At 70.3% G+C, this 23,962-nt stretch carries 18 protein-coding genes, 2 tRNA genes and 1 pseudogene; 4 read left to right on the top strand and 17 right to left on the bottom strand.

Annotation, left to right across the window (positions count from 1 at the left end):
* Positions 1–8 precede the first annotated feature (8 nt).
* From mreC to ACZ4SF_RS02250, 6 genes are all read right to left on the bottom strand, one after another.
* A complete protein-coding gene (gene mreC / locus ACZ4SF_RS02275; protein ID WP_468377042.1) occupies positions 9–947 on the bottom strand; it encodes a rod shape-determining protein MreC in 939 nt (312 codons plus the stop codon).
* A 166-nt stretch (positions 948–1,113) separates the two neighbouring features.
* Positions 1,114–2,133 carry a rod shape-determining protein gene (locus ACZ4SF_RS02270; RefSeq protein ID WP_020940056.1) on the bottom strand — a complete coding sequence of 340 codons (1,020 nt, stop codon included), beginning with the start codon at positions 2,131–2,133 and terminating at the stop codon, positions 1,114–1,116.
* Positions 2,134–2,433: 300 nt separating this feature from the next.
* Entirely contained in the window at positions 2,434–2,847 is a 414-nt protein-coding gene (gene ndk / locus ACZ4SF_RS02265) for a nucleoside-diphosphate kinase (protein WP_468377039.1), read from the bottom strand.
* Positions 2,848–2,913: 66 nt separating this feature from the next.
* Positions 2,914–3,276, bottom strand: coding sequence for a DUF4233 domain-containing protein (locus tag ACZ4SF_RS02260; RefSeq protein ID WP_468377036.1), 363 nt, complete (start codon positions 3,274–3,276; stop codon positions 2,914–2,916).
* An 8-nt stretch (positions 3,277–3,284) separates the two neighbouring features.
* Entirely contained in the window at positions 3,285–4,799 is a 1,515-nt protein-coding gene (folC, locus tag ACZ4SF_RS02255) for a bifunctional tetrahydrofolate synthase/dihydrofolate synthase (protein WP_468377033.1), read from the bottom strand.
* A 332-nt stretch (positions 4,800–5,131) separates the two neighbouring features.
* On the bottom strand, positions 5,132–7,756 hold the full coding sequence (locus tag ACZ4SF_RS02250; RefSeq protein ID WP_468377030.1) for a valine--tRNA ligase: 2,625 nt from the start codon (positions 7,754–7,756) through the stop codon (positions 5,132–5,134).
* A gap of 138 nt (positions 7,757–7,894) precedes the next feature.
* Here ACZ4SF_RS02250 and ACZ4SF_RS02245 point away from each other — a divergent pair, with 138 nt between their 5' ends.
* On the top strand, positions 7,895–8,833 hold the full coding sequence (locus tag ACZ4SF_RS02245) for a hypothetical protein (RefSeq protein ID WP_468377027.1): 939 nt from the start codon (positions 7,895–7,897) through the stop codon (positions 8,831–8,833).
* Positions 8,834–9,040: 207 nt separating this feature from the next.
* On the opposite strand, the gene clpX is transcribed toward ACZ4SF_RS02245, so the two are convergent.
* From clpX to ACZ4SF_RS02220, 5 genes are all read right to left on the bottom strand, one after another.
* On the bottom strand, positions 9,041–10,327 hold the full coding sequence (gene clpX, locus ACZ4SF_RS02240) for an ATP-dependent Clp protease ATP-binding subunit ClpX (RefSeq protein WP_468377025.1): 1,287 nt from the start codon (positions 10,325–10,327) through the stop codon (positions 9,041–9,043).
* A 170-nt stretch (positions 10,328–10,497) separates the two neighbouring features.
* On the bottom strand, positions 10,498–11,163 hold the full coding sequence (locus tag ACZ4SF_RS02235; protein ID WP_468377022.1) for an ATP-dependent Clp protease proteolytic subunit: 666 nt from the start codon (positions 11,161–11,163) through the stop codon (positions 10,498–10,500).
* 69 nt (positions 11,164–11,232) lie between these two features.
* On the bottom strand, positions 11,233–11,838 hold the full coding sequence (locus ACZ4SF_RS02230) for an ATP-dependent Clp protease proteolytic subunit (RefSeq protein ID WP_468378274.1): 606 nt from the start codon (positions 11,836–11,838) through the stop codon (positions 11,233–11,235).
* A 524-nt stretch (positions 11,839–12,362) separates the two neighbouring features.
* Positions 12,363–13,733, bottom strand: coding sequence for a trigger factor (tig, locus tag ACZ4SF_RS02225; RefSeq protein ID WP_468377019.1), 1,371 nt, complete (start codon positions 13,731–13,733; stop codon positions 12,363–12,365).
* A 179-nt stretch (positions 13,734–13,912) separates the two neighbouring features.
* Positions 13,913–13,989 (bottom strand) — tRNA-Pro (locus ACZ4SF_RS02220).
* A gap of 163 nt (positions 13,990–14,152) precedes the next feature.
* On the opposite strand from ACZ4SF_RS02220, the gene ACZ4SF_RS02215 reads away from it, so the two are divergent.
* Positions 14,153–14,223, top strand: a tRNA-Gly gene (locus ACZ4SF_RS02215).
* Positions 14,224–14,841: 618 nt separating this feature from the next.
* On the opposite strand, the gene ACZ4SF_RS02210 is transcribed toward ACZ4SF_RS02215, so the two are convergent.
* Together ACZ4SF_RS02210 and ACZ4SF_RS02205 are read right to left on the bottom strand one after the other, a co-directional pair.
* The gene (locus tag ACZ4SF_RS02210) at positions 14,842–17,010 is read right to left on the bottom strand and encodes a protein kinase domain-containing protein (protein ID WP_468377017.1); all 2,169 of its coding nucleotides are present in this window, start codon (positions 17,008–17,010) and stop codon (positions 14,842–14,844) included.
* A gap of 71 nt (positions 17,011–17,081) precedes the next feature.
* Positions 17,082–17,276 carry a hypothetical protein gene (locus ACZ4SF_RS02205; RefSeq protein WP_030648672.1) on the bottom strand — a complete coding sequence of 65 codons (195 nt, stop codon included), beginning with the start codon at positions 17,274–17,276 and terminating at the stop codon, positions 17,082–17,084.
* Positions 17,277–17,808: 532 nt separating this feature from the next.
* Here ACZ4SF_RS02205 and ACZ4SF_RS02200 point away from each other — a divergent pair.
* Positions 17,809–18,894 (top strand): acyltransferase family protein, encoded by a 1,086-nt coding sequence (locus ACZ4SF_RS02200; protein ID WP_468377014.1) that lies wholly within the window; start codon positions 17,809–17,811, stop codon positions 18,892–18,894.
* A 95-nt stretch (positions 18,895–18,989) separates the two neighbouring features.
* Here the strand turns inward: ACZ4SF_RS02200 and ACZ4SF_RS02195 are convergent.
* Both ACZ4SF_RS02195 and ACZ4SF_RS02190 read right to left on the bottom strand, forming a co-directional pair.
* Positions 18,990–19,427, bottom strand: a pseudogene (locus tag ACZ4SF_RS02195) (HD domain-containing protein); the annotation flags it as partial.
* Positions 19,428–19,450: 23 nt separating this feature from the next.
* On the bottom strand, positions 19,451–20,623 hold the full coding sequence (locus ACZ4SF_RS02190) for a SpoIIE family protein phosphatase (RefSeq protein ID WP_468377011.1): 1,173 nt from the start codon (positions 20,621–20,623) through the stop codon (positions 19,451–19,453).
* 161 nt (positions 20,624–20,784) lie between these two features.
* Between ACZ4SF_RS02190 and ACZ4SF_RS02185 the strand changes: the two genes are divergently transcribed.
* The gene (locus ACZ4SF_RS02185) at positions 20,785–22,026 is read left to right on the top strand and encodes a GNAT family N-acetyltransferase (RefSeq protein ID WP_468377008.1); all 1,242 of its coding nucleotides are present in this window, start codon (positions 20,785–20,787) and stop codon (positions 22,024–22,026) included.
* A 7-nt stretch (positions 22,027–22,033) separates the two neighbouring features.
* On the opposite strand, the gene ACZ4SF_RS02180 is transcribed toward ACZ4SF_RS02185, so the two are convergent.
* Positions 22,034–22,843, bottom strand: coding sequence for an Fpg/Nei family DNA glycosylase (locus ACZ4SF_RS02180; RefSeq protein ID WP_468377005.1), 810 nt, complete (start codon positions 22,841–22,843; stop codon positions 22,034–22,036).
* 421 nt (positions 22,844–23,264) lie between these two features.
* Positions 23,265–23,750 carry a ribose-5-phosphate isomerase gene (locus ACZ4SF_RS02175; protein WP_468377003.1) on the bottom strand — a complete coding sequence of 162 codons (486 nt, stop codon included), beginning with the start codon at positions 23,748–23,750 and terminating at the stop codon, positions 23,265–23,267.
* Positions 23,751–23,962 lie beyond the last annotated feature (212 nt).

The raw sequence follows: 23,962 nt of genomic DNA, 5'->3' as shown, positions 1-23,962 counted from the left end.
ATTGGCTCCTACTGCTGCTCGTCGGTGTCGGGGGCGTCGGCCGACGGGGTGACCGTGACGGTCACCGTCGGCGTCGGCACCGGCTTGGGCTTCGCCGGGAGCACGGTGTCCCGCGGGTCGTCCTTCGGGGCTTCCACGACCACGCCGACCATGTCGAGCTTGGTGAAGCTGACGTACGGGGTGACGTAGAGGGTGCGGGTGAGGCCGCCGCCCGACGGGTCGACCCGGGACACCACGCCGACCGGGACGCCCGGCACGAACGGCCGGTCCGCCTGCGAGCCGAACGTGACGAGGCGGTCGCCCTTCTTCACCTCCGCCTTGCCGTTGAGGAGTTCCACGCGCAGCGGGCGGTCGCCCTGCCCGGAGGCGAACCCGAGTTCGTCGCCCGCCTCCATGCGGGTGCCGACGGTGAAGTCGGGGTCGTTGGCGAGCAGTACGGTGGCGGTGCCGGGGCCGACGGTGGTGACCCGGCCGACCAGTCCGTCGCCGTTGAGGACGGTCATGTCCCGCTTGATGCCGTCGTCGGCGCCGACGTCGATGGTGATGGTCCAGGAGAAGCCCTGGGCCGATCCTATGGCGATGACCTGGGCGCCCTTGATGCCGTACTGCCCCTCGCCGGCGATCTTCAGCATCTTGTCGAGCTGCTTGAGGCGGCTGCGGTTGCGGTCGTCGCTGCCGAGCTTCGCCTTGAGGGCCGCGTTCTCCTTCTCCAGCGCGGCGAGCCGGTCGTGGCGGCTGCCGGAGTCACGGATCGCGGAGACGGCGTTGCCGACCGGGTCGACCGCGGAGGACAGTCCGTTCTCGACCGGGCCGAACACCGCGGCTGCGGCGTGCCGGGCACCGTCGACGGGGGAGTTGCGGCCCCCTCGGATGTCCACCGTGATCAACGCGAATGCGATGGCGACCAGCAGGACCAGGAGCAGCCGGCTCTCTTTCGTGTCCCTCACGTGCGGCGGCCGTGCCCTTCCTCAAGTAGGAATTCGGGGACCTCCTGGAAAACGCGAATGGTGCGGCGCAAACCGAAGAGGCCCATTTGGGGGAGCTTCTGCCTCTATATCAACGATCCGCCGCACGAGAGGAGAACGTCTCGTACGGCGGAATCGAAGAGTTACGTCATCTGCGCGGCTGGGCGTCCAGGACCTGCTGCAGCGCCTCGAACTCCTCGACGCACTTGCCGGAACCGAGCGCGACGCTGTCCAGCGGGTCCTCGGCGATGTGGATCGGCATGCCGGTCTCCCGCCGCAGCCGCTCGTCGAGCCCGCGCAGCAGGGCTCCGCCGCCGGTCAGAACGATTCCTCGGTCCATGATGTCGCCGGACAGCTCCGGCGGGCACTTGTCGAGGGTGGTCTTGACCGCGTCCACGATCGCGTTGACCGGCTCCTCGATCGCCTTGCGCACCTCGGCGGCCGAGATGACGACGGTCTTCGGCAGCCCGGACACCAGGTCCCGGCCGCGGACTTCGGTGTGCTCGTCGGAGTCGAGGTCGTACGCCGAACCGATCGTGATCTTGATCTGCTCGGCCGTCCGCTCACCCAGCAGGAGGCTGTACTCCTTCTTGATGTACTGGATGATCGCGTTGTCGAGTTCGTCGCCGGCGACGCGGATGGACTGGGCGGTGACGATGCCGCCGAGCGAGATGACGGCGACCTCCGTCGTGCCGCCGCCGATGTCCACCACCATGTTGCCGGTGGCCTCGTGCACCGGCAGACCGGAGCCGATGGCGGCGGCCATGGGCTCCTCGATGATGTGCACCTGCCGGGCACCGGCCTGCGAGGACGCCTCGATGACCGCGCGGCGCTCGACGCCCGTGATGCCCGAGGGGACACAGACGACGACCCGCGGGCGGGCCAGATAGCGCCGCTTGTGGATCTTCAGGATGAAGTAACGGAGCATCCGCTCGGTGATCTCGAAGTCGGCGATCACACCGTCCTTCAGCGGGCGGACGGCCACGATGTTGCCCGGCGTCCGGCCGATCATCTTCTTCGCCTCGGCGCCGACCGCGAGGATCCCACCCGTGTTGGTGTTGATCGCGACGACGGACGGCTCGTTCAGTACGATCCCGCGACCCCTGACGTACACCAGCGTGTTGGCGGTCCCGAGGTCGACAGCCATGTCACGGCCGATGAACGACATTGAGTTCCCCATCCGGATTCATCTGGCCTTCCTGAGCTTTTGAGGGCATATCAGGTCGGCGAGGCGGGTGCTGTGACGTGAAGGCTTCCATCGTAAACGCGCCTGCACGAACACTGCGCGAGGGTCTCCGCCATTGTCACCAGATGGCGTGCCGCCTCGCTTGTGGAGACGGGCGTTCGGGGACGCTCGTTCCCTCGATCGCCGGTACTCATGCCAGGAAAACCAGGCCCGGGGGACGGACCCCCCCGGACACTCCGCCGCGGCCCGCGCCCACCGCGCCGGACCGTGGGCGTCACACCGTCAGGCGCGGCCCGGGAAGAAGATCTTCACCTCGCGCTCGGCGGACTCCTCGGAGTCGGAGGCGTGGATCAGGTTCTCGCGGACGATCACACCGAAGTCACCGCGGATCGAGCCGGGCGCGGCGGCGATCGGGTCGGTCGGACCGGCCAGCTGGCGCACGCCCTCGATGACCCGCTCGCCCTCCACGATCAGGACGACGACCGGACCGGAGGACATGAACTCGACCAGCGGCTCGTAGAACGGCTTGCCCACGTGCTCGGCGTAGTGCTGCTCCAGGGTGCCGCGGTCCAGGGTGCGCAGCTCCAGCGCGGTGATCTGCCAGCCGGCCTTGCGCTCGATACGGCTGATGATCTCGCCGGTCAGGCCCCGACGAACGGCGTCGGGCTTGAGAAGGACGAGGGTGCGCTGGCTCACGGGAGGCTCCTTACGCGGCTTACGAGGTGCGGTGGGACGAGGTTACAAGAGCCTGCCCTGCGGTTGTTACGCAGCGTCAGCCGTGGAGGAGGAGGACTGGGCCTGGGCCGCGAATCTGGCCTTCGCCTCGTCCACCTTCCTCCCGAAGTGCACCGATGCCCACCACAGCGCCGCGAAGATCGCACCCATGAAGTACATGGTCGGGACGAAGATCCCGGAGGCGATCAGCGCGATCTGCAGGGCCCAGCCGAGGGCCACCCCGCCGGGGCGGGTCACCATGCCGCACAGCAGCAGGCACAGCAGCATGGCGATGCCGCTGACCAGCCACACCGTGGACGTGGACAGATCGGGGTCCTTCATGGCGACGAGCCCGGCGAAGCCGATGACGAACAGCTCGCCGATCAGGGTGGATGCACAGAGCGTACGCACGGTAGACCTCAGCCCTTCCCCAGCAGCAGCCGGGCCTCGCCGACGGTGATGACGGAACCGGTGACCAGCACGCCGCCGCCCGCGAACTCGCCCTCCTCCTCGGCCAGCGTGATCGCGGCCTCCAGGGCGTCCGGCAGCCGCGGCTCGACCTGCACCCGTTCGTCGCCGAACACCTCGACGGCGATCGCGGCCAGTTCGTCCGCGTCCATGGCGCGATGGCTGGAGTTCTGGGTGACGACGACCTCGGCGAAGATCGGCTCGAAGGCCTCCAGCACCCCCCGCACGTTCTTGTCGCCGCTCGCGCCGACCACGCCGATCAGCCGGGTGAAGTCGAACGCCTCCCGCACGGCCTCGGCGGTGGCCTCGGCGCCGGCCGGGTTGTGCGCGGCGTCCAGGACGACGGTGGGAGACCGCCGTACGACCTCCAGCCGGCCCGGGGACGAGACGGCCGCGAAGGCCTTGCGGACGGTGTCGATGTCCAGCGGCTCCGCGCGCTGGGCGCCCACGCCGAAGAACGCCTCGACGGCGGCGAGGGCGACGGCCGCGTTGTGCGCCTGGTAGGCGCCGTGCAGCGGGAGGTACACCTCGGGGTACTCGCCGCCGAGGCCGCGCAGCGTGAGCAGCTGCCCGCCGACGGCGACCTGCCGGGCGACGACGCCGAACTCCAGCCCCTCGCGGGCCACGGTGGCGTCCACCTCGACGGCCTTCTTCAGCAGCACCTGCGCCGCGTCCACCGGCTGCTGGGCCAGGATGACGGTCGCGTCCTGCTTGATGATGCCGCCCTTCTCGGCGGCGATCTCCGCGGTGGTCTCGCCGAGGCGGTCGGTGTGGTCGAGGTCGATGGGGGTCACGACGGCGACGTCGCCGTCGATGACGTTGGTGGCGTCCCAGGAGCCGCCCATGCCGACCTCGACCACGGCGACGTCCACGGGGGCGTCCGCGAAGGCCGCGTACGCCATGCCGGTGAGCACCTCGAAGAAGGACAGCCGGTACTCCTGCTGCCCGTCCACCATCTCGATGTACGGCTTGATGTCCTGGTACGTCTCGACGAACCGCTCGGCGGAGACCGGCGCGCCGTCCAGGCTGATCCGCTCGGTGATCGACTGCACGTGAGGGCTGGTGTAGCGGCCGGTGCGCAGCTCGAAGGCGCCGAGCAGGGCCTCGATCATGCGGGCGGTGGAGGTCTTGCCGTTGGTGCCCGTGATGTGGATCGACGGGTACGACCGCTGGGGCTCGCCGAGCACGTCCATCAACGCGGAGATCCTGCTGACCGAGGGCTCCAGCTTGGTCTCGCCCCAGCGGGTGGCCAGCTCCGCCTCCACCTCGCGCAGGGCCTTGTCGACCTCCGGGTCCTCGGGACGCGCGGGTACGTCGGCCTGCGGCGGGCCGCCCTGGGTACGCAGGGTGCGGCTGCCTGCCTCGATGACCGCGAGATCGGGGTCGCGGGTGGTCTCGGCTTCGATGATCTCGTCGAAGCTGTCGAGGGGGTCGGGGGTGTCGCTGGTGCCGGGGTGGTCGCTCACAGGGTCAGTCTACGGAGCGGGCGGGGGCTTCGCGGCGCCGGTATGGGGTGGCTTGTCTCGTCGTCCGGCTGCGGGTGCGTGGTGGCCGGTCGCGCAGTTCCCCGCGCCCCTTCGGGGCACTCGTGGCTCCCGGCAGTCATGCCGCTGAGGCGGCACGCGTGAGCGCAGCCCGCAGTCCCCCGCCCTCCCTCGGGCACTCGTAGCTGCGGGCAGTCGTGCCGCTGGGGCGGCACGGGTGGGCGCGGCGGCACCTCTCAGTGAGCAGCGCCTCGGGCCCGGGCGCGCGAAGGCCCCCGGTGCCTGTACGGCTCCGGGGGCCTGTGCAGCGGTCGTTACGCCTGCGGCAGGCGGTCCAGCTGGGACTGGATGCGGGTGATGTCCTCCTCGGCCTTGGCGAGGCGCCCGCGGATCTTGTCGACCACGTTGTCCGGGGCCTTCGCCAGGAACGCCTCGTTGCCGAGCTTGGCCGTGGCCTGGGCCTTCTCCTTCTCGGCGGCGGCCAGGTCCTTCGCGAGGCGCTTGCGCTCGGCGGCCACGTCGATCGTGCCGGAGAGGTCGAGGGCGACCTCCGCACCGGCGACCGGCAGCGTCGCCGTGGCCGTGAACGACTCGCCCTCCGGCTGGAGGCGCAGCAGCTGGCGGATGGCGGCCTCGTGCGGGGCGAGGGCGGTGCCGTCCAGCGTCAGACGGGCCGGGACCCGCTGGCCGGGCTGCAGGCCCTGGTCGGCGCGGAAGCGGCGGACCTCGGTGATGACGGACTGGAGGGACTCGATCTCCTGCTCGGCCGCCCGGTCACGGAAGCCGCTGTCCTTCGGCCAGTCCGCGATGACGACCGACTCGCCGCCGGTGAGGGTCGTCCACAGGGTCTCCGTGACGAACGGGACCACCGGGTGCAACAGCTTGAGGGTCACGTCGAGGACCTCGCCGAGGACGCGCTTGCTGACCTCGGCCGCCTCCCCGCCCGCCTGGAACGTCGTCTTGGACAGCTCGACGTACCAGTCGAAGACCTCGTCCCATGCGAAGTGGAAGAGGGCGTCGGAGAGCTTGGCGAACTGGAAGTCGTCGTAGTACGCGTCGACTTCGGCGATGACGGAGTTCAGGCGGGACAGGATCCAGCGGTCCGGCGCCGACATCGCCGACGGCTCGGGCAGCGGGCCGTCCACCGTCGCGCCGTTCATCAGCGCGAAGCGGGTGGCGTTCCAGATCTTGTTGGCGAAGTTACGGGAGCCCTGGACCCAGTCCTCGCCGATCGGCACGTCGACGCCCGGGTTGGCGCCGCGGGCCAGGGTGAAGCGCAGGGCGTCGGAGCCGTACTTGTCCATCCAGTCCAGCGGGTTGACCGCGTTGCCGAAGGACTTCGACATCTTCTTGCCGAACTGGTCGCGGACCATGCCGTGCAGGGCGATGGTGTGGAACGGCGGGGTGCCGTCCATCGCGTACAGGCCGAACATCATCATTCGGGCGACCCAGAAGAAGAGGATGTCGTAGCCGGTGACCAGGACGGAGTTCGGGTAGAACTTCGCGAGCGACTCGGTCTGTTCGGGCCAGCCGAGGGTGGAGAACGGCCACAGACCCGAGGAGAACCAGGTGTCGAGGACGTCCGTGTCCTGGTGCCAGCCCTCGCCGGTGGGGGCCTCGTCGTCGGGGCCGACGCAGACGACCTCGCCGTTCGGGCCGTACCAGACGGGGATGCGGTGGCCCCACCACAACTGGCGGGAGATGCACCAGTCGTGGAGGTTGTCGACCCAGTCGAAGTACCGCTTCTCCATCTCCTGCGGGTGGATCTTGACCTTGCCGTCGCGGACGGCGTCACCGGCCGCCTTCGCCAGCGGGCCGACCTTGACCCACCACTGCATGGACAGCCGCGGCTCGATGGTGGTCTTGCAGCGCGAGCAGTGGCCGACGGAGTGGACGTACGGCCGCTTCTCGGCGACGATCCGGCCCTCGGCGCGCAGCGCGGCGACGATGGCGGAGCGGGCCTCCAGACGGTCCAGGCCCTGGAAGGGGCCGTGGGCGGTGATGACGGCGTGCTCGTCCATCACGGTGATGGACGGCAGGTCGTGCCGCTGGCCGATCTCGAAGTCGTTCGGGTCGTGGGCCGGGGTGACCTTGACCGCGCCGGTGCCGAACTCGGGGTCGACGTGCTCGTCGGCGACGACCGGGATGGAGCGGTCGGTCAGCGGGAGCCGGATGAGCTTGCCGACGAGGTGCTTGTAGCGCTCGTCCTCGGGGTGGACCGCGACGGCGGTGTCACCGAGCATGGTCTCGGCACGGGTGGTGGCGACGACGATGGTGTCGTCCCCCTCGCCGTACTTCATGGAGACCAGCTCGCCGTCGTCGTCCTGGTACTCGACCTCGATGTCCGAGATCGCCGTCAGACAGCGCGGGCACCAGTTGATGATGCGCTCGGCGCGGTAGATCAGCTCGTCGTCGTAGAGCCGCTTGAAGATGGTCTGGACGGCCTGGGAGAGGCCCTCGTCCATGGTGAAGCGCTCGCGGGACCAGGCGACGCCGTCGCCGAGGCGGCGCATCTGGCCGCTGATCTGGCCGCCGGACTCGCCCTTCCACTGCCAGACGCGCTCGACGAAGGCCTCGCGGCCCAGGTCGTGCCGGGACTTGCCCTCCTTGCCCAGCTCACGCTCGACGACGTTCTGGGTGGCGATGCCGGCGTGGTCCATGCCGGGCTGCCACAGCGTCTCGTAGCCCTGCATCCGCTTGCGGCGGGTCAGGGCGTCGATGAGCGTGTGCTCGAAGGCGTGGCCCAGGTGCAGGCTGCCCGTGACGTTCGGCGGCGGGATGACGATCGTGTACGGCGGCTTGTCGCTCTTCGCGTCCGCCTCGAAGTAACCGCGCTCTACCCAGCGCTCGTACAGCGGCCCCTCTACATCGGCCGGCGCGTACTGGGTGGGCAGTTCGGAGTCGGGCGCGGGTGGCTGCTGCTGAGCGTTCTCGGTCACGGGGGTCAGTTTAGAGGTGTCACGGCGCGGTCCCGAAACGCGTTTGTTCTGTAACGGTGAGGCCCCCGGTGCCGTGCGGTTCCCGGGCCTGGGCCAGGATGTCAGGAACACATAAGGCATCTGGAGGGGAACCCAGGAATGAGCAACAACCAGCCGGGCCCGTACGGCCAGCAGCCCCAGCAGCCGGGTCCGTACGGCCAGCCGGGGCAGCCTGGGCCTTACGGCCAGCCGGGCCCCTACGGCCAGCAGCCGCAGGCTCCGCAGCCCGGCTACGGCTACCCCCAGCAGGCCCCTGCGGCCCCGCCGCAGCCCGGCTACGGCTACCCGCAGCAGGGCGTCCCGCAGCAGCCGAACGCGTACGGCCAGCAGCCCTACAACGTTCCGCACCCGCCGCAGCCGGCCGGGGGGAAGAAGAAGACCGGTCTGATCATCGGCGCGGTGGCCGTGGTCGCCGCCGTGGCGGTCGGTGCGTACTTCGTGCTCGGCGGCAGCGGCAGCGGCAGCGACATCGCGGACGACGGGCCGCACAAGCTGACGACGCCGGAGACGGTGCTGACCGAGTACAAGAAGTCCAAGAGCGACAGCGGCTCGATGACGGACAGCGACGAGGCGGACGCCAAGAAGTGGGGTGTGCAGGACCCCCACGACGTCAGCGCCTCGTACGCGTCCGGGGACGAGGACAATCCGCTGAGCAAGAAGGGGATCAAGTTCGCTGGTGTCTACGGCACCATCGACGACCCCGAGAAGACCATCGACGCGATGTTCGCCTACTTCAAGTCCGAGTCTCAGAAAGACGGTGGCGAGGACGCCTCCCTGAAGGGCGAGCCGAAGGAGTACAAGCCGGCCTCACTCAAGGGCGCGGTCCTCAAGTGCCAGCAGGCCTCGGCTCCCACCGGCGCGAGCAGCGGCGCTCCGAAGGACGTCACACTCTCGATCTGCATCTGGGCCGACCACAGCACGCTCGGGTTCGTCATGCCGATGGACATCGCCAGCCTCGCGGCGGGCAGGAGCAGTGACCCGGCCGCCGACGCCGAGGTGGCCGCCAAGCTCCGCAACGAGGTCCGCGTCAAGGCCTGAGAGCGCGGGGCACCCCTCGGCGCAGAAGGCGGCTCGGTGGCAGCGAGCCGCCTTCGCCGCCTGATCAGGCTCGCTTGCAGGCAGGATCGGAGACCTCGCTCTTCACCCCGACCTTTGCCAGCTGGAGGAGGCAGGTGGGGTCGGCCACCTGACACGCCGACGGGCAGGCACCCCACGCAGGGTGCCTGCCCGTCGAAGTCGATGTGCTCAGGCCGTCTTCTGCTCCCCGGAGCCCCGCCCCCGCGCGTCCCGCGGGATCAGGGTCGGGTTGACGTTGGAGAGGACCACGTCGGCCGTGATGACGACGCGGGCCACGTCCTTGCGGGACGGGACCTCGTACATCACGCCCTGGAGCACCTCTTCCATGATGGCGCGCAGGCCGCGGGCGCCGGTCTGGCGGAGGATGGCCTGGTCGGCGATGGCCTCCAGCGCCTCGCGCTCGAAGTCCAGCTCCACGCCGTCGAGTTCGAACAGGCGCTGGTACTGCTTGACGAGGGCGTTGCGGGGCTCCACCAGGATCTTGAGCAGGGCCTCGCGGTCGAGGTTGTGGACCGAGGTGATGACCGGGAGGCGGCCGATGAACTCGGGGATCATGCCGAACTTGACCAGGTCCTCCGGCATGACGTCCTCGAAGACGTCCTTGGCCTCCAGCTCGCGCTTGGAGAGGATCGTCGCGCCGAAGCCGATGCCCTTGGCGCCGGCCCGCGCCTCGATGAGCTTCTCCAGGCCCGCGAAGGCACCGCCCACGATGAACAGGACGTTCGTCGTGTCGATCTGGATGAACTCCTGGTGGGGGTGCTTGCGACCGCCCTGGGGCGGGACCGAGGCCGTCGTGCCCTCGAGGATCTTCAGGAGGGCCTGCTGGACGCCCTCGCCGGAGACGTCACGGGTGATCGACGGGTTCTCGCTCTTGCGGGCCACCTTGTCGATCTCGTCGATGTAGATGATCCCGGTCTCGGCCTTCTTGACGTCGTAGTCCGCGGCCTGGATCAGCTTCAGCAGGATGTTCTCGACGTCCTCGCCGACGTAGCCCGCCTCCGTGAGCGCCGTCGCGTCGGCGATGGCGAACGGGACGTTCAGCATGCGGGCCAGGGTCTGCGCGAGGAGTGTCTTGCCCGAGCCGGTGGGGCCGAGCAGCAGGATGTTGGACTTGGCCAGCTCGATCGCGTCGTCACGGCCGCTCGCACCGCCGTTCTCGCCCGCCTGGACCCGCTTGTAGTGGTTGTACACCGCGACGGAGAGCGCCTTCTTGGCGGCCTCCTGGCCGACCACGTAGCCCTCGAGGAACTCGTAGATCTCGCGAGGCTTGGGCAGCTCCTCCCAGCGCACCTCGCTGGTCTCCGCGAGTTCTTCCTCGATGATCTCGTTGCAGAGATCGATGCATTCGTCGCAGATGTACACACCGGGCCCTGCGATGAGCTTCTTGACCTGCTTCTGGCTCTTGCCACAGAACGAGCACTTGAGCAGATCGCCGCCGTCACCGATGCGTGCCACGGTGTGCTTCCCCTTCGCCTGGGAGACGCCTGGACGTCATGAGTCCAGCGGCTCCTGGTGCTGCCTTATGTCCGACGGTACCTTGCCGGGCCCGGTGTTCGGGCCCCCCTTGGCAGGGTTCACTTTGACGTGCACCGTGCCAAGCGGGGCTCAGAGTGTCGCGTTCCGCGTCAGCGGACCGATGCGTTGTTCAGCTTGCGGGTGGAGATGATCTGGTCGACGAGGCCGTACTGCAGCGCCTCCTCGGCCGTGAGGATCTTGTCGCGCTCGATGTCCTCGCGGATCTTCTCGATCGGCTGGTTCGAGTGCTTGGCCAGCATGTCCTCCAGCTGCTCACGCATCCGGGTGAACTCGTTGGCGATGATCTCCAGGTCGGAGAGCTGACCGCGGCCGGTGGAGCCGGCCGGCTGGTGGATCAGGACGCGCGAGTTCGGCAGCGCCATGCGCTTGCCGGGCGTACCGGCGGCGAGCAGGATGGCCGCGGCGGAGGCCGCCTGGCCCATGCAGACCGTCTGGATGTCGGGCTTCACGAACTGCATCGTGTCGTAGATCGCCGTCAGGGCGGTCATGTCGCCACCGGGGCTGTTGATGTAGATCGAGATGTCCCGGTCCGGGTCCATCGACTCCAGGCACAGCAGCTGCGCCATGACGTCGTTGGCGGAGGCGTCGTCGATCTGGACGCCCAGGAAGATCACGCGCTCCTCGAAGAGCTTCGCGTACGGGTCGTACTCGCGGATGCCCTGGGAGGTGCGCTCGACGAAGCGCGGGATGACGTAGCGGCTCTCGGGGCGGGGCCCTTCGTACGTGCCGCTGGCGGCGCCGGGGAAGTTGCTCATGGGGTGTTCACCGTCCTGGTGGCGTTCTGGGGGCTTCGGTCTCGGCGGTGCGTGGCGTGGCCTGGCCGGTCAGGCACCGGTGCCGCCGCCTCCCGGAACACCCGAGGCGTGCGTGATGATCTCGTCAATGAGACCGTACTCCTTGGCCTCTTCCGGGGTGAACCAGCGGTCGCGGTCGCCGTCGCGGATGATCGCCTCGACCGTCTGGCCGGAGTGGAGCGCGGTGAGCTCGGACATGCGCCTCTTGGTGCGCAGCAGGTACTCGGCCTGGATCTTGATGTCCGAGACCGTACCGCCGAGGCCCGCGGAGCCCTGGTGCATCATGATGTCGGCGTGGGGCAGCGCGAAGCGCTTGCCGGCCGTGCCGCCGGTGAGCAGGAACTGGCCCATCGAGGCGGCCATGCCCATGGCGATGGTGACCACGTCGTTCGGGATGTACTGCATGGTGTCGTAGATCGCCATGCCGGCCGTCACCGAGCCACCGGGGCTGTTGATGTAGAGGTAGATGTCCTTGTCCGGGTCGGCGGCAAGGAGCAGCAGCTGTGCGGTGATCTTGTTGGCGATGTCGTCGTCGACCTGCTGGCCGAGGAAGATGATCCGCTCGCCGAGCAGCCGGTTGTAGACCTGGTCGCCGAGGCCACCACCGATGGAAGGCTCGCCGGCGGCGGAGGGCATCAGATTCGTCACGTATCCACCTGCTCGTCTTACGACGGCGCCGGGCCGTCTCACGTCGTCCTGCCGGAGGCTTGGCGGGGGGTGTCAGGAGACTCCCCTGCCCCCGTATTCATGGACCCTAACGCTCAGGCCCCTCCGGGGAATCCCGGAGATGGGGGTGTTCGCCGGGGGCGTAGCGCTCAGCATGGGAGCGGGTGCGGTTCGTGGGCAGGCCGGGGGCCGGTTCCCGGCGGGCGCGTCGCCGTCGGGCCACGGGTGCGCCGGGCGCTGGTCGCGCCCGGACGGCGGAGCCGCACATCGGCACAGCCCCGCGCCCCCGAGGCCGGTGCCCCACCCCGGACGGCGGAGCCGCACATCGGCACAGCCCCGCGCCCCCGAGGCCGACGTCCCGCCCCGGACGGCGGAGCCGCACGTCGATACAGCCACGCGCCCCGGAGGCCGGTGCCCCGCCCGGAGACGGCAAGGGCCCCCGGGAGACGCCTCCCAGGGGCCCGTGCGCGTCGTCAGAGGCGCCGCAGGGCCGCTCAGCCCTCGGCGTTCTCCTCGGAGGTCTCCGACGCCTCGGCGGCCTCGGTCTCCTCCTCCTCGTCGTCCAGGTCGACGATCTCGCCGTTGGTGTCCTTCACCGTGGCGGCCTCGACCACGACGGCCAGGGCCTTGCCGCGGGCGACCTCGCCGACCAGGAGCGGCACCTGGCCACCCTCGACGACGGCCTGGGCGAACTGGTCGGGGGACATGCCGGAGGAGGCGGCGCGCCGCATGAGGTGCTCGGTGAGCTCCTCCTGGTTGACGTTGAGCTGCTCCTTCTTGACCAGCTCGTCCAGGACGAACTGGGTCTTGATGCCCTTGACCGCGGCCTCGCGGGTCTCGGTCTCGAACTCCTCGGCGGTCTTGCCCTGGATCTCCAGGTACTTGTCGAGGGTGAGACCCATCTGGCCGAGCTGGTGGTGCTCCAGGTTGTGCTTGCGGGTGTTGATCTCGTCCTCGAGCAGCTTCTCGGGGACCGGGACCTCGACCAGCTCGAGCAGCTTCTCCAGGACGCGCTCCTGCGCCTGGGTGGCCTGGTCGAACTGCTTCATGTTGGCGAGGCGCTTGCGGCTGTCGGCCTTCAGCTCCTCCAGGGTGTCGAACTCGGACGCGAGCTGCGCGAACTCGTCGTCCAGCTCGGGCAGTTCACGGGCGGCGACCTGGGTGACCTTGACGGTGACCTCGGCCTCCTTGCCCGCGGCGGAGCCGCCCTTCAGCTCGGAGGTGAAGGTGGCCTCCTCGCCGGCCGACTTGCCCTTCACGGCGTCGTCGATGCCGTCCAGCAGCTCTCCGGAGCCGATGGTGTAGGAGACACCGTTGGCGATGCCGTCCTCCAGGACCTCGTCGTCGACCTTGGCCTCCAGGTCGATGGTGACGACGTCGCCGTCCTCGGCGGCGCGCTCGACCGGGGAGGTCGACGCGAAGCGCTCGCGGAGCTGCTCGACGGACTTCTCGACGTCCTCGTCGGTGACCTCGACGGCGTCGACCTCGACCTCGATGCCGGAGTAGTCCGGGATCTCCAGGGCCGGGCGGATGTCGACCTCGGCGGTGAAGTTCAGCGTCTCGCCGTCCTTCAGCTCGGTGATGTCGACCTCGGGCTGGCCCAGCGGGCTCAGCTCGGCCTCGTTGACCGCCTCGGTGTAGAACTTCGGCAGCGCGTCGTTGACGGCCTCCTCCAGCACCGCACCGCGGCCGAACCGCTGGTCGATTACTCGGGCCGGGATCTTGCCCTTGCGGAAGCCCTTCACCGTGACCTGCTGGTTGATCTTCTTGTACGCCGCGTCGAGGCTGTCCTTGAGCTCCTCGAAGGGCACCTCGACAGTGAGCCGAACCCGGGTCGGGTTCAGGGTCTCCACGGCGCTCTTCACGGTTCGGTCTCCTTGTGGCTGACTGCTTGGGTTCTGCCGGAGCCAGACTGGTCCGGCGGATTTCGCCGCCCGGAGGAGTTCGTAGGCCGAGTGGGCCGGGACACACGGGCGCGCAGCTTGCATAGTAACCGCAGCCGGTCAGCGCCCCAAAAGGCGATCATCACGACGTCGTGAGCCGGTGGTCGGGGTGGCGGGATTTGAACCCACGGCCTTCCGCTCCCAAAGCGGACGCGCTACCAAGCTGCGCCACACCCCGTCTGGTGCGACACGTAGGGTACATGCCCGGGCCCCTTGCGTCGGCTGCATTTCCGGAGGCGGCACGCGGGATGCCCCCCGGGACCCAACTCGTTGGCCTCGGCGACGGGCGACCCGCTAGGATGCCTACCAGTGCCGCGGTCACCGACCTGCGGCGCAGCGTTGCGGGCGTAGCTCAATGGTAGAGCCCTAGTCTTCCAAACTAGCTACGCGGGTTCGATTCCCGTCGCCCGCTCGGGATGCCGAAGGCCCAGGTGAGAGGTTGTTTTCTTCTCCCCTGGGCCTTCGGCCGTTCCGGGGGCTCCCGCTCACGGCGCTCCGGTCTCCCGCTCACGGCGATCGAAGGTGTGCGGCTTCATGGCCTACCCGACAGGCCCACCTTCTGCGCCCCGTGCGGCGAGAGGATCACGGGCGCGGACCAGCCTTGGTGGATCAGGGCGACTTGTGAGGGCACAGGCATGACCGGACAGACAGTCGGGTTTTTTCATGCCGTTGCCTGTCCTGGGGCCGCCCTCCCGTCCGGAAGAACTGAGCCCAAACGGTGAACGGTCGAACGTGCGTCCGACATGGCCACCAGGTCCGCTCAAGGGGCGCGGAGGGGTCTCGGGGAGGACCGGGCCGGTGACAGGGCCGGGAGCGCGAGGGGATGATCCGCTCATGCGCATACGGCGAGAGGTCCGCTGGGCCATGTGGGGGCTGTGGCTCGCGTGTCTGGTGTTCTCCGTCTGGTTCCTCGCGGAGCTGGTCGTGCTGTTCGTGGAGGCCGAGTCCTGGTGAGGGGGCCGGTTCCGGTCACCCGCTCCCGCGGTCCGGGGCCCGCTCGCCGCTTCGGCGGGGCCCGGCCCCGGCGTGTTCAGAGGTCTTTGACGTCGACGCTGTAGACCGCGCGCATGCCGTACGGGACGTAGAGCGCGTCGCCGGACAGGACGGGGGCCGCCGCGGTCTGGCCGGAGCCGGCGCTGTCGCCGTCGTCGCGGCCGGGGAGGGTGCCGGTGACCTTGCCGGTGCGCAGGTCGAGGGCGGCCAGCCGGCCGGTGGGCGAGGCCAGGTAGAGCCGGGCCGAGGAGGCGGTGGGCGGGCCGGGCTGCTCGACGGTGGAGTTGCTCTCCCACAGCTGCCGCCCGGTCTCCGGGTCGACGGCGCGGACGCTGCCGCTGGTCAGGGTGAGGTAGAGGGTGCCGCGGACGAGGTAGGCGCCGGAGGCGGTGCGCGGGGTGGTCAGGCGTACGGTCGTCAGGATGTGCGAGGCGGCGTTGATCAGGGTCAGTCCGGTCAGTTTGTCGAAGTCCGAGCCGCGGGCGAGCACCAGGTGCCCGCGGGGGGTCTGCCCGGTCAGGTACAGCGTGCCCGGGGCCGTGATCTGCCAGCGCGTCCTTCCGGTGCCGGGGTCGAGCTGGGCGAGGGTGGTGCGCTCGTGCTTCCCCTCCGCGTCGGCTTCGCGGCAGACCAGGTAGGCCTGGCCGCCCGCCCCGCTCAGTGAGCAGTCGCTGTCGGTGCCGGACGGCAGCCTGCGGTGCCAGCGGACCGTGCCGTGCGCGGCGTCGAGCAGGGCGTAGGAGTCGGACCGGTCGCCGTAGGTGGTGATCACTCCGGCGGGGGTGGCGACGGCTCCGGCGAACTCCGGTCCGGTGCCGTCCACGCTCTCGGACACGGCCGTCCGCCAGACCGCCGTGCCGGTGACGGGGTCCAGGGCCTGCACGGTGTAGCGGGTTCGGCTTCGAGGATCCTCGTCAGACCTCGCGGGCTCCTTGGCGCTCGTGAGGGTGGTGCTGTCGGCGCCGAAGACGTACACGGCGCCGCGCCGGGTGCCGATGATGGTTCCGCCGCCGCCGCTGGAGACCTCGGCGGGTGTGGGGTCCATGGGCCGGGTCCAGACGTTGCGGCCGTCGGCGAGGTCGAACCGGGCGGCCATGATGCTGTCGCCGGCGCACAGCAGCGACTTCCGGGCGACGACGCAGCGGGTGAAGGGGCCGCTCTGGCCCATGGCGTTCGGCTTCCCGGCGGTGGGGTCCACGGCCTGCCGGTGCCAGGCCTGCCAGCCGGCAGGCAGGACGTGCGGGGCGCTGCCGCCGTCGCGGGCGAGGACGGTGGTCGTGGCGGCGACGGCGGCCAGTACGGCGGTGGCGGCGACGGCGAGCGGCCATCTGCGGCGCCGGCGCGGGCGGGCCGGCTCCGGGGCCGGCGCCGTGGTGCCGGGACGGGGGTCGGGCAGCCGGCCCTCGCGCAGCAGATGCAGCAGTTCGTCGGGGCCGGGCCGGGACTTGGGGTGCTTCTCCAGGCAGAGGCGGACGAAGGGGAGCAGGCCGTCGGGGACGCCGGTCAGATCGGGGGTGCCTTCGACCACGCGGGTCGCCGTCTCCCACGGGCTCGGGCTGTCGAAGGGGCCGCGCCGGGTGGCGGCGTACACGAGGACCGCGCCGAGGGAGAAGATGTCGGTGGCGGGACCGACCTCGTGCGGGGAGGCGAACTGCTCGGGGGACATGAAGGGCGGGGTGCCCATCACCCGGCCGGTCTGGGTGAGGGCGTCCATGCCGGCGGCCTCGGCCGCGCGGGAGATGCCGAAGTCGATGACCCGGGGGCCGTCCTCCGCGAGCATCACGTTGGCCGGTTTGAGGTCCCGGTGGACCACTCCGGCGCGGTGGATGTCGCGCAGGGCCTCGGCGAGGCCGGCGGCGAGTTCGCGCAGCCGGGCGGGCGGGAGCGGGCCGTGCCGGCGGACGTGGGTGCCGAGGTCCTCGCCGGCGATGTAGAGCGTGGCCATCCAAGGGCGCGGGGCGTCGGCGTCCGCGTCCACGACGGGTGCCGTGAAGGCGCCGCTGACCTGGCGTGCGGCGGCGACCTCGCGGCGGAACCGGATGCGGAACTCGTCGTCGTCGGCGTACTGGGCGTGGACGACCTTGACGGCCAGCCGGCGGCCGGAGGCGGACCGGGCGAGGTAGACCACGCCCATGCCGCCGCTGCCGAGGCGGTCCTCCGTCCGGTAGCCGCCGACATCCGCCGGGTCCGAGTCGCGCAGCGCCATTCCCGTACGTCCCCCCGTTGTTTCAGTTGTTCAGCTCGGCCTGCCGGCTCCCCCGCCGGGTCGGGGCCTGATCAGAACCTGATCGAGTTGATGGACTCCGCTATCGAGTTCAGGAAGCGGTTGATCGATGGCGCCATGCCGGTCGAGGCCAGGAAGAAACCGAAGAGTATGGCGACGATGGCGGGGCCGGCCTTGATGTTCCCCCCTCGGATCAACACCACCAGGATGATCGCCAACAGCAGCACCACAGACAGTGAAATGGCCACAACTGATCACACCCTCGGTCGGTCCGCTCTCCCGGCCCGGAGGTACGGCCACGCACCCCCGCCAGAACCATCGTGCCACCAACCCGGCTGCCGTATGCGGCCCGTGACACAACGTCGGGCACCGGCCCGGCACGGGCGATGCCCCGTACAGCAATTCGAGCGAGTGCCCTTACATGACTCGCCGATGAATTACCCGACTTCGTTTCCATGCCCACACATCACGTGCGCAGCTAATTCGAATTGATGGCGCAGAGGCGACGTATGCCCCAATTAGTCAGGATGAATCGGGACATCACGGGTGAACGGACGACGTCCGTGTGTGCACCATCACGTGGACAGAGGAGGCAAGTTCTGTAAATCAGCGGGTACCCGAAGGCGATAACCAGGAATGACTGCGGGAGTTTTACGAAATCCCGCGGACGACGCTAGGGTGCCTGAGATGTTTGAAGCCGCCTCGTCCCCCGGCCAGAACCGCAGGCCGCTCCCCCCGGCACAGTCGCCGGCGGACGGAGTGCCCGGCCCGCGTACCCCGATGAGCGCGCAGAAGGGGCAGCCGAAGGCGGACAGACCCGGCAAACAGCGCGATGCGTTCTTCGACAACGCCAAGTATCTGGCCATCGCGCTCGTCGCGATGGGGCACGCCTGGGAACCGCTGAAGGGCGACAGCCGGATCCTGGAGGGCGCCTACAGCGTCGTGTACACCTTCCACATGCCGGCGTTCATCATCATCTCCGGCTTCTTCTCGCGCAGTTTCGACATGCGTCCGGACCGGCTGAAGCGGCTGATCACCGGCGTCGCCGTGCCGTACATCCTGTTCGAGACGGCGTACCCGCTCTTCAAGAACGTCGTCACCGGCTCGCACGAGGAGATCAGCCTCCTCGATCCCTGGTATCTCACCTGGTTCCTGGTCGCGCTGTTCGTCTGGCGGATGACCACACCCCTGTGGAAGGTGGTGCGCTGGCCGCTGCCCCTGGCCCTCGGCCTGGCCATGGTGGCGACCGTCACCCCGAACATCGGTGACGACCTCGATCTGCAGCGGGTCCTGCAGTTCCTGCCGTACTTCGTGCTCGGCCTGTGCATGAAGCCCGAGCACTTCCACCTGGTGCGCCGCCGCTCGGTGCGGATCGCCTCGGTGCCGGTGTTCGCGACGGCGCTGGCGATCGGCTGGTGGGCGGTGCCGCGCATGAACACGGCGTGGTTCTACCACCGCGACTCCGCGCAGGAACTGGGCGCCCCGTGGTGGTGCGGCCCGGTGATGACGCTCGCGATGATGGGCTGCTCGCTGGTGCTGACGGCCTGCTTCTTCGCCTGGGTGCCGCGCCGGCAGATGTGGTTCACCGCGCTCGGCGCGGGCACGCTCTACGGCTACCTGCTGCACGGCTTCCTGGTGAAGCTCGGCGACTACCGCGGCTGGTTCGAGCACCCCTGGCTGCACCGCCCGCTCGGCGAGATCCTGGTGACCGTGCTGGCCGCGGCCGCCGTCACCGTGCTGTGCACCCGGCCCGTGCAGCGGATCTTCCGCTTCGCGATGGAGCCGAAGATGGAGTGGGCGTTCAAGCAGGACGCCGCCGAACTGGCCCGCGAGCGGCAGAAGCAGCGGGAGACGGTCGGCGTCTAGTCGGTTCCGGGGCCGGCGTCGCTCCGCTTCCGGGGCCCGCTTCCCTCCGGTTCCGGGGCCGGGGGCCGTCCGGGTCCGGGGCCGGGTTGCGGGTCCAGACCGAGAAGTGCGCGCATACGGGCGTACTTCCGGGTCAGGCGATCCCGGGTCGGCTCGTCCAGGACCGCGAGGCGCCGCGGGTCGGCGTTGTGGGCGAGGTCGGCTTCCTTGACCAGCAGCGCGCCCGGGGTGGCCAGGATCCGGCGCGCGTAGGCCTCCGGCGGCTCCCCCGGCCGTTTGGTGAGGGCGCGCACGACGGCCTTGGTCCGCGCCGTGAGTGCGGCCGCCTCCAGCCACTCCTCGCTCAGCGCGTCGTCCTCCACGGAGTCGTGCAGCCAGGCCGCCGCGATCTGCTCGGCGTCGCCACCGCGTACGCGCACGCCCTCGGCGACGGCCGCGAGGTGCTCGGCGTACGGCCGGCCCGCCTTGTCGGTCTGGCCCTGATGGGCGGCGCGCGCGAGGGTCTCGACCTCGGCGAGGGTGAGGTGGGTCATTCCCCCAGTCTCCCCCGGCGGGCTCAGCGGGTGTTCGGCGACGCCTGGCGGCAGATCAGGAGCAGGGCCCGGTCGTCGTTGACGTCCTTGGCGACCGCCTCGATGAGATGCCAGGCGGCGCCGTGGAAGCCGCCGGCGACATAGCGGTCGGCCTCGCCGGTGAGGCGGTCGATGCCTTCGACGATGTCGCGGTCGGAGGTCTCCACCAGTCCGTCCGTGAACAGCATCAACACGTCCCCGGGCCGCAGCGAGCCCTTCACGGAGTCGAACTGGGCGCCGCTGTACACACCGAGCAGCGGCCCCTCGGCGGCCTTCTCCTCCCAGCGGCCGCTGCCCGCGCTGAGCTGCAGCCCCGGCGGATGACCGGCGGAGTACAGCTCGTAGTCCCCGGAGTCCAGGTCCAGGACCAGGTGGATGGAGGTGGCGAAGCCCTCGTCCCAGTCCTGGCGGAGCAGATAGCCGTTGGCGGCCGGGAGGAAGGCGTGCGGGGGCAGGGAGCCGAGGAGGCCGCCGAAGGCACCGGACAACAGCAGGGCGCGCGAGCCCGCGTCCATGCCCTTGCCGGAGACGTCCGTGAGGACGACCTCCAGGGTGCGGCCGCCGTTCGTACGGGACGCGACGACGAAGTCGCCGGAGAAGGACTGGCCGCCCGCCGGGCGCAGCGCCATCTCGTGGTGCCAGCCCTGCGGCAGCTTCGGCAGCTTGCTCTGCACCCGGATCCGCTCGCGCAGGTCGAACAGCATCGTGCCGCCACGCCGCCAGGGCACACCGACCCTGCTGCGGAACTGCGCGGTCAGCAGCCCGAAGAAACCGCATGCGGCGACCACGAGGACCACGCCGGGGGTGACCCGGGAGGGGCCCTCGGTGTACGGGCCGAGCCGTACCGACTCCACGATCAGCGCGGTGGCCGCAGCCGCGTACAGGCCGAGCAGGCTGGCCGGCCGCAGCACCAGGCCGCCCGCGACGATCGGCAGCACCAACGTGGCCGGAGAGCACCACACCGAGTCGACGAGTGTCATGGCCGCGAGGAGCGGGACGGTCAGCAGCAGTCCGGCGAAGGCGATCCAGTCCGAGCCGTCGCCGCGGAAGTAGTCCACGGCGCTTCTGCGCAGGGCGACGCGGACCCGGTGCCACTGCATCTTCCACCGGGCCGTGAGCGTCTCGGCCTTCGAGCGCCGCTGTCGTCCTGCTGCCATTAGTCCGGGACCCTATCCAGCGGACCGGCTGCTTGGCACGGGAGGTCCCACTTGTCCCCCGCGCGGGACTCCGCTTCGTCGTTCGGGACGTGATCTCCTGGCGCTTTCCGCCCAGGAGAAATTCACTGGCTCGTCCCCCAATGCCCTGATACTCATGGCACATGGGGACTGACCACGGGACCGAGCTGAAGCTGCTGCGCCCGGAAGAGTTCGACCGGTGGTGGGACCACCTGTACCGCGCCTTCGGTGGCGGCCCGGCCTCCACCGAAGAGCGTGAACTGGACAGATCGGTCACCGAGTTGGAGCGCTCCCTGGCCGTGTGGGACGGGGACGCGATGGTCGGCACGTCCGGGGCGTTCAGCTTCCGGATGTCCGTGCCGGGCGGGGCCGTGGTGCCCACCGCCGGCGTGACGATGGTGAGCGTGGCCGCGACGCACCGGCGACGCGGAGTGCTGACCGCGATGATGCGACGGCTGCTGGACGACGCGCGCGCCAAGGGCGAGCCGCTGGCGGCACTGTTCGCCTCCGAGCCCGCGATCTACGGCCGTTTCGGCTTCGGTGCGGCGACGTTCCAGCTCAGCGCCGAGATCGACACCAGCCGGGTCGCGCTGGAGCTGCCCGCCGGCACCGACGAGGTGCGCGTGCGCTACGCGGCGCCGGCCGACGTGCTGGACGAGTGCGAGGCGGTGTACGCGGCCCTGGTGCCGCGCCGCCCGGGCATGCTGGCCCGGCAGCCCGGCTGGGAGCGGGCCGCCCTGCTCGACCCGGAGAGCGAGCGGGACGGGGCGTCGGCCCTGCAGTGCGTGGTCGCCGAACGGGACGGCGAGGTCGCCGGGTACGCGCGCTTCCGCACCAAGGCCGGCTGGGGTCCGAGCGGGCACGACGGCACGGTGACGGTGGAGGATCTGGCCGCGCTCGACCCGGTCACCGAGGCGGCGCTGTGGGACTTCCTGTTCGGCATCGACCTGATGACGACGCTGAAGCTGCGCGGGCGGCCGGTCGACGAGGCCTGGCAGTACCAGGTCTCCGACATCCGCCGCTGTCTTCCGCGGCTGCGGGACGCCGGACACATCCGTCTCGTGGACGTCGGCGCGGCCCTGCCGGCGCGCACCTACCTGGCGCCGGTGGACGTCGTGTTCGAGGTCGAGGACGCCTTCTGCCCCTGGAACACGGGGCGCTGGCGGCTGACGGGCGACACGAAGGGCGCGTCCTGCGAGCGTACGACCGACGCGGCCGACCTCGCCCTGTCGGTACGGGAACTGGGCGCGGCCTACCTCGGCGGGGTGACCCTGCTGTCGCTGGCGGCGGCCGGGCGGGTGCGGGAGCTGCGGCCGGGGACGCTGACGGAGGCGTCGGTGGCGTTCGGCGCACCGGTGGCCCCCTGGCTGTCCCACGGCTTCTAGCGTCCGGTCAGGACCGCTGGCACCCGGGGCACCAGAAGAGGTTGCGGGCGGCGAGGTCCGCGGTGCGGATCTCGTGGCCGCAGATGTGGCAGGACATGCTCGCGCGGCGGTAGACGTACACCTCGCCGCCGTGGTCGTCCACGCGTGGCGGGCGGCCCATCGCCTCCGGGGTGTGCTCGGGGCGGACGGTGTCGATCCGGTTGTTCCGCACGCCCTCGCGCATCAGCGCGACCAGGTCGGCCCAGAGGGCGTCCCACTCGGCCGGGGTGACGTCCCGGCCCGCGCGGTACGGGTCGATGCCGTGCCGGAACAGGACCTCGGCGCGGTAGACGTTGCCGACACCGGCGACGATCTTCTGGTCCATGAGCAGCGCGGCGATCGTCGTACGGCTGCGGGAGACCCTCCGGTACGCGGCGGCCGGGTCGGCGTCGGCGCGCAGCGGGTCGGGGCCGAGCCGGTCGTGGACGGCCCGCTTCTCGGCGTCCGTGATCAGGGCGCAGGTGGTGGGGCCGCGGAGGTCGACGTACGACGTGTCGTTCGCGAGCCGGAGCCGGACGGTGTCCGTCGGCGGGGGTGCGGGGGCGGCGCCGAAGCCGACCTTGCCGAAGAGGCCGAGGTGGATGTGGACCCAGTCGGCGTCCCGGAACCCCAGGAAGAGGTGCTTGCCGTGGGCTTCGGTGGCGGTCAGCTCGGTACGGTCCAGGAGGGCGGCGGCGTCGGAGAACTTGCCCTGGGGGCTGGTGACGCGGGCGGGCCTTCCTGAGAAGCGCTCGGCGTAGTCCTGGGCCAACCGGTGGATCGTGTGCCCTTCCGGCAAGGCGGAGATGTCCTTTCCTGACGCCCCGCCCGCCCACCCACCCGTCTCGGTGGCCCGAGAAGTGTACGAGGGGGCGAGCCAGCCGACTCGAGCGGCTGGGGGGCGGACCAAACAAGGGGGCGAGCCACCCGACTCGGGCGGCCGAGGGGTGAACAAGGGGACCGAGCGACACACCCGCGCCGTCCCGGTCAGCGGTCCGGCCGGACGCTCCAGTCGGGTGGACCGGCCGGAGGCTCCAGTCGGGTGGACCGGCCGGACGCTCCAGTCGGGTGGACCGGCCGGACTTTCCAGCCGACCGAGTCGACCGGTCCGACTTTCCAGCCGACCGAGTCGGGTGGGTGGGTGGGCAAGGCCTGGGGGCCGGGGGCGGAGCCCCCGGGGGAGCCTTTCGGCCGAGCCGGGCGGCAGGGCCGGTGGGGGGCTACTGCTGCGGGTGGTGGGGCGGGACCGGCGGGAGGTCGCCCGTGGTCTCGTACGCCGCCAGCATGTCGATGCGGCGGATGTGCCGCTCGTCACCCGAGAACGGCGTGTTGAGGAAGACCTCGACGAACTTGGTCGCCTCCTCCGTGCTGTGCATCCGCGCACCCACGGCCACCACGTTGGCGTCGTTGTGCTGGCGCCCGAGCGCCGCCGTCTCCTCGCTCCAGGCCAGCGCCGCGCGCACGCCCTTCACCTTGTTCGCGGCGATCTGCTCACCGTTGCCGGAGCCGCCGATGACGATGCCGAGGGCGTCCGGGTCGGCGGCCGCCTTCTCCGCGGCACGGAGGCAGAACGGCGGGTAGTCGTCCTGGGCGTCGTAGATGTGCGGCCCGCAGTCGACGGGCTCGTGGCCGGCGGCCTTCAGCCACTCGACGAGGTGGTTCTTGAGTTCGTAGCCCGCATGGTCGGAGCCGAGATACACGCGCATGCAACGAGTGTGACACGGCCATTCATGGGCAGCAGCCCCGGGTGTCGGCGCATGAATGACCTTGGAATTTGTGAGTCAGGCCATAGATCCTCAAGAAAACCTCAAGTAACGATCCGGATTCAGAGGTTCCCCAATCCGTTCGCCTCGGATTCACTGGACCGACTCGTACACCGCTCGTGCGGGAAGCTCTACCTGGCGCAAAGGAAATCCGT

It is taken from the genome of Streptomyces sp. NPDC027663 (genome assembly GCF_055566415.1).
Note: the sequence above shows the minus strand (reverse complement) of the source record. Positions and strands in the feature narration are given on the sequence as shown.

Bases quoted from the DNA above. Each gene is read 5' to 3' on its own strand.
- ACZ4SF_RS02270 (WP_020940056.1), bottom strand. From the start codon at position 2,133: ATGTCGTTCATCGGCCGTGACATGGCTGTCGACCTCGGGACCGCCAAC.
- ACZ4SF_RS02245 (WP_468377027.1), top strand. From the start codon at position 7,895: ATGAGCAACAACCAGCCGGGCCCGTACGGCCAGCAGCCCCAGCAGCCG.
- ACZ4SF_RS02235 (WP_468377022.1), bottom strand. From the start codon at position 11,163: ATGAGCAACTTCCCCGGCGCCGCCAGCGGCACGTACGAAGGGCCCCGC.
- ACZ4SF_RS02230 (WP_468378274.1), bottom strand. From the start codon at position 11,838: ATGCCCTCCGCCGCCGGCGAGCCTTCCATCGGTGGTGGCCTCGGCGAC.
- ACZ4SF_RS02210 (WP_468377017.1), bottom strand. From the start codon at position 17,010: ATGGCGCTGCGCGACTCGGACCCGGCGGATGTCGGCGGCTACCGGACG.
- ACZ4SF_RS02200 (WP_468377014.1), top strand. From the start codon at position 17,809: ATGAGCGCGCAGAAGGGGCAGCCGAAGGCGGACAGACCCGGCAAACAG.
- ACZ4SF_RS02190 (WP_468377011.1), bottom strand. From the start codon at position 20,623: ATGGCAGCAGGACGACAGCGGCGCTCGAAGGCCGAGACGCTCACGGCC.
- ACZ4SF_RS02185 (WP_468377008.1), top strand. From the start codon at position 20,785: ATGGGGACTGACCACGGGACCGAGCTGAAGCTGCTGCGCCCGGAAGAG.
- ACZ4SF_RS02175 (WP_468377003.1), bottom strand. From the start codon at position 23,750: ATGCGCGTGTATCTCGGCTCCGACCATGCGGGCTACGAACTCAAGAAC.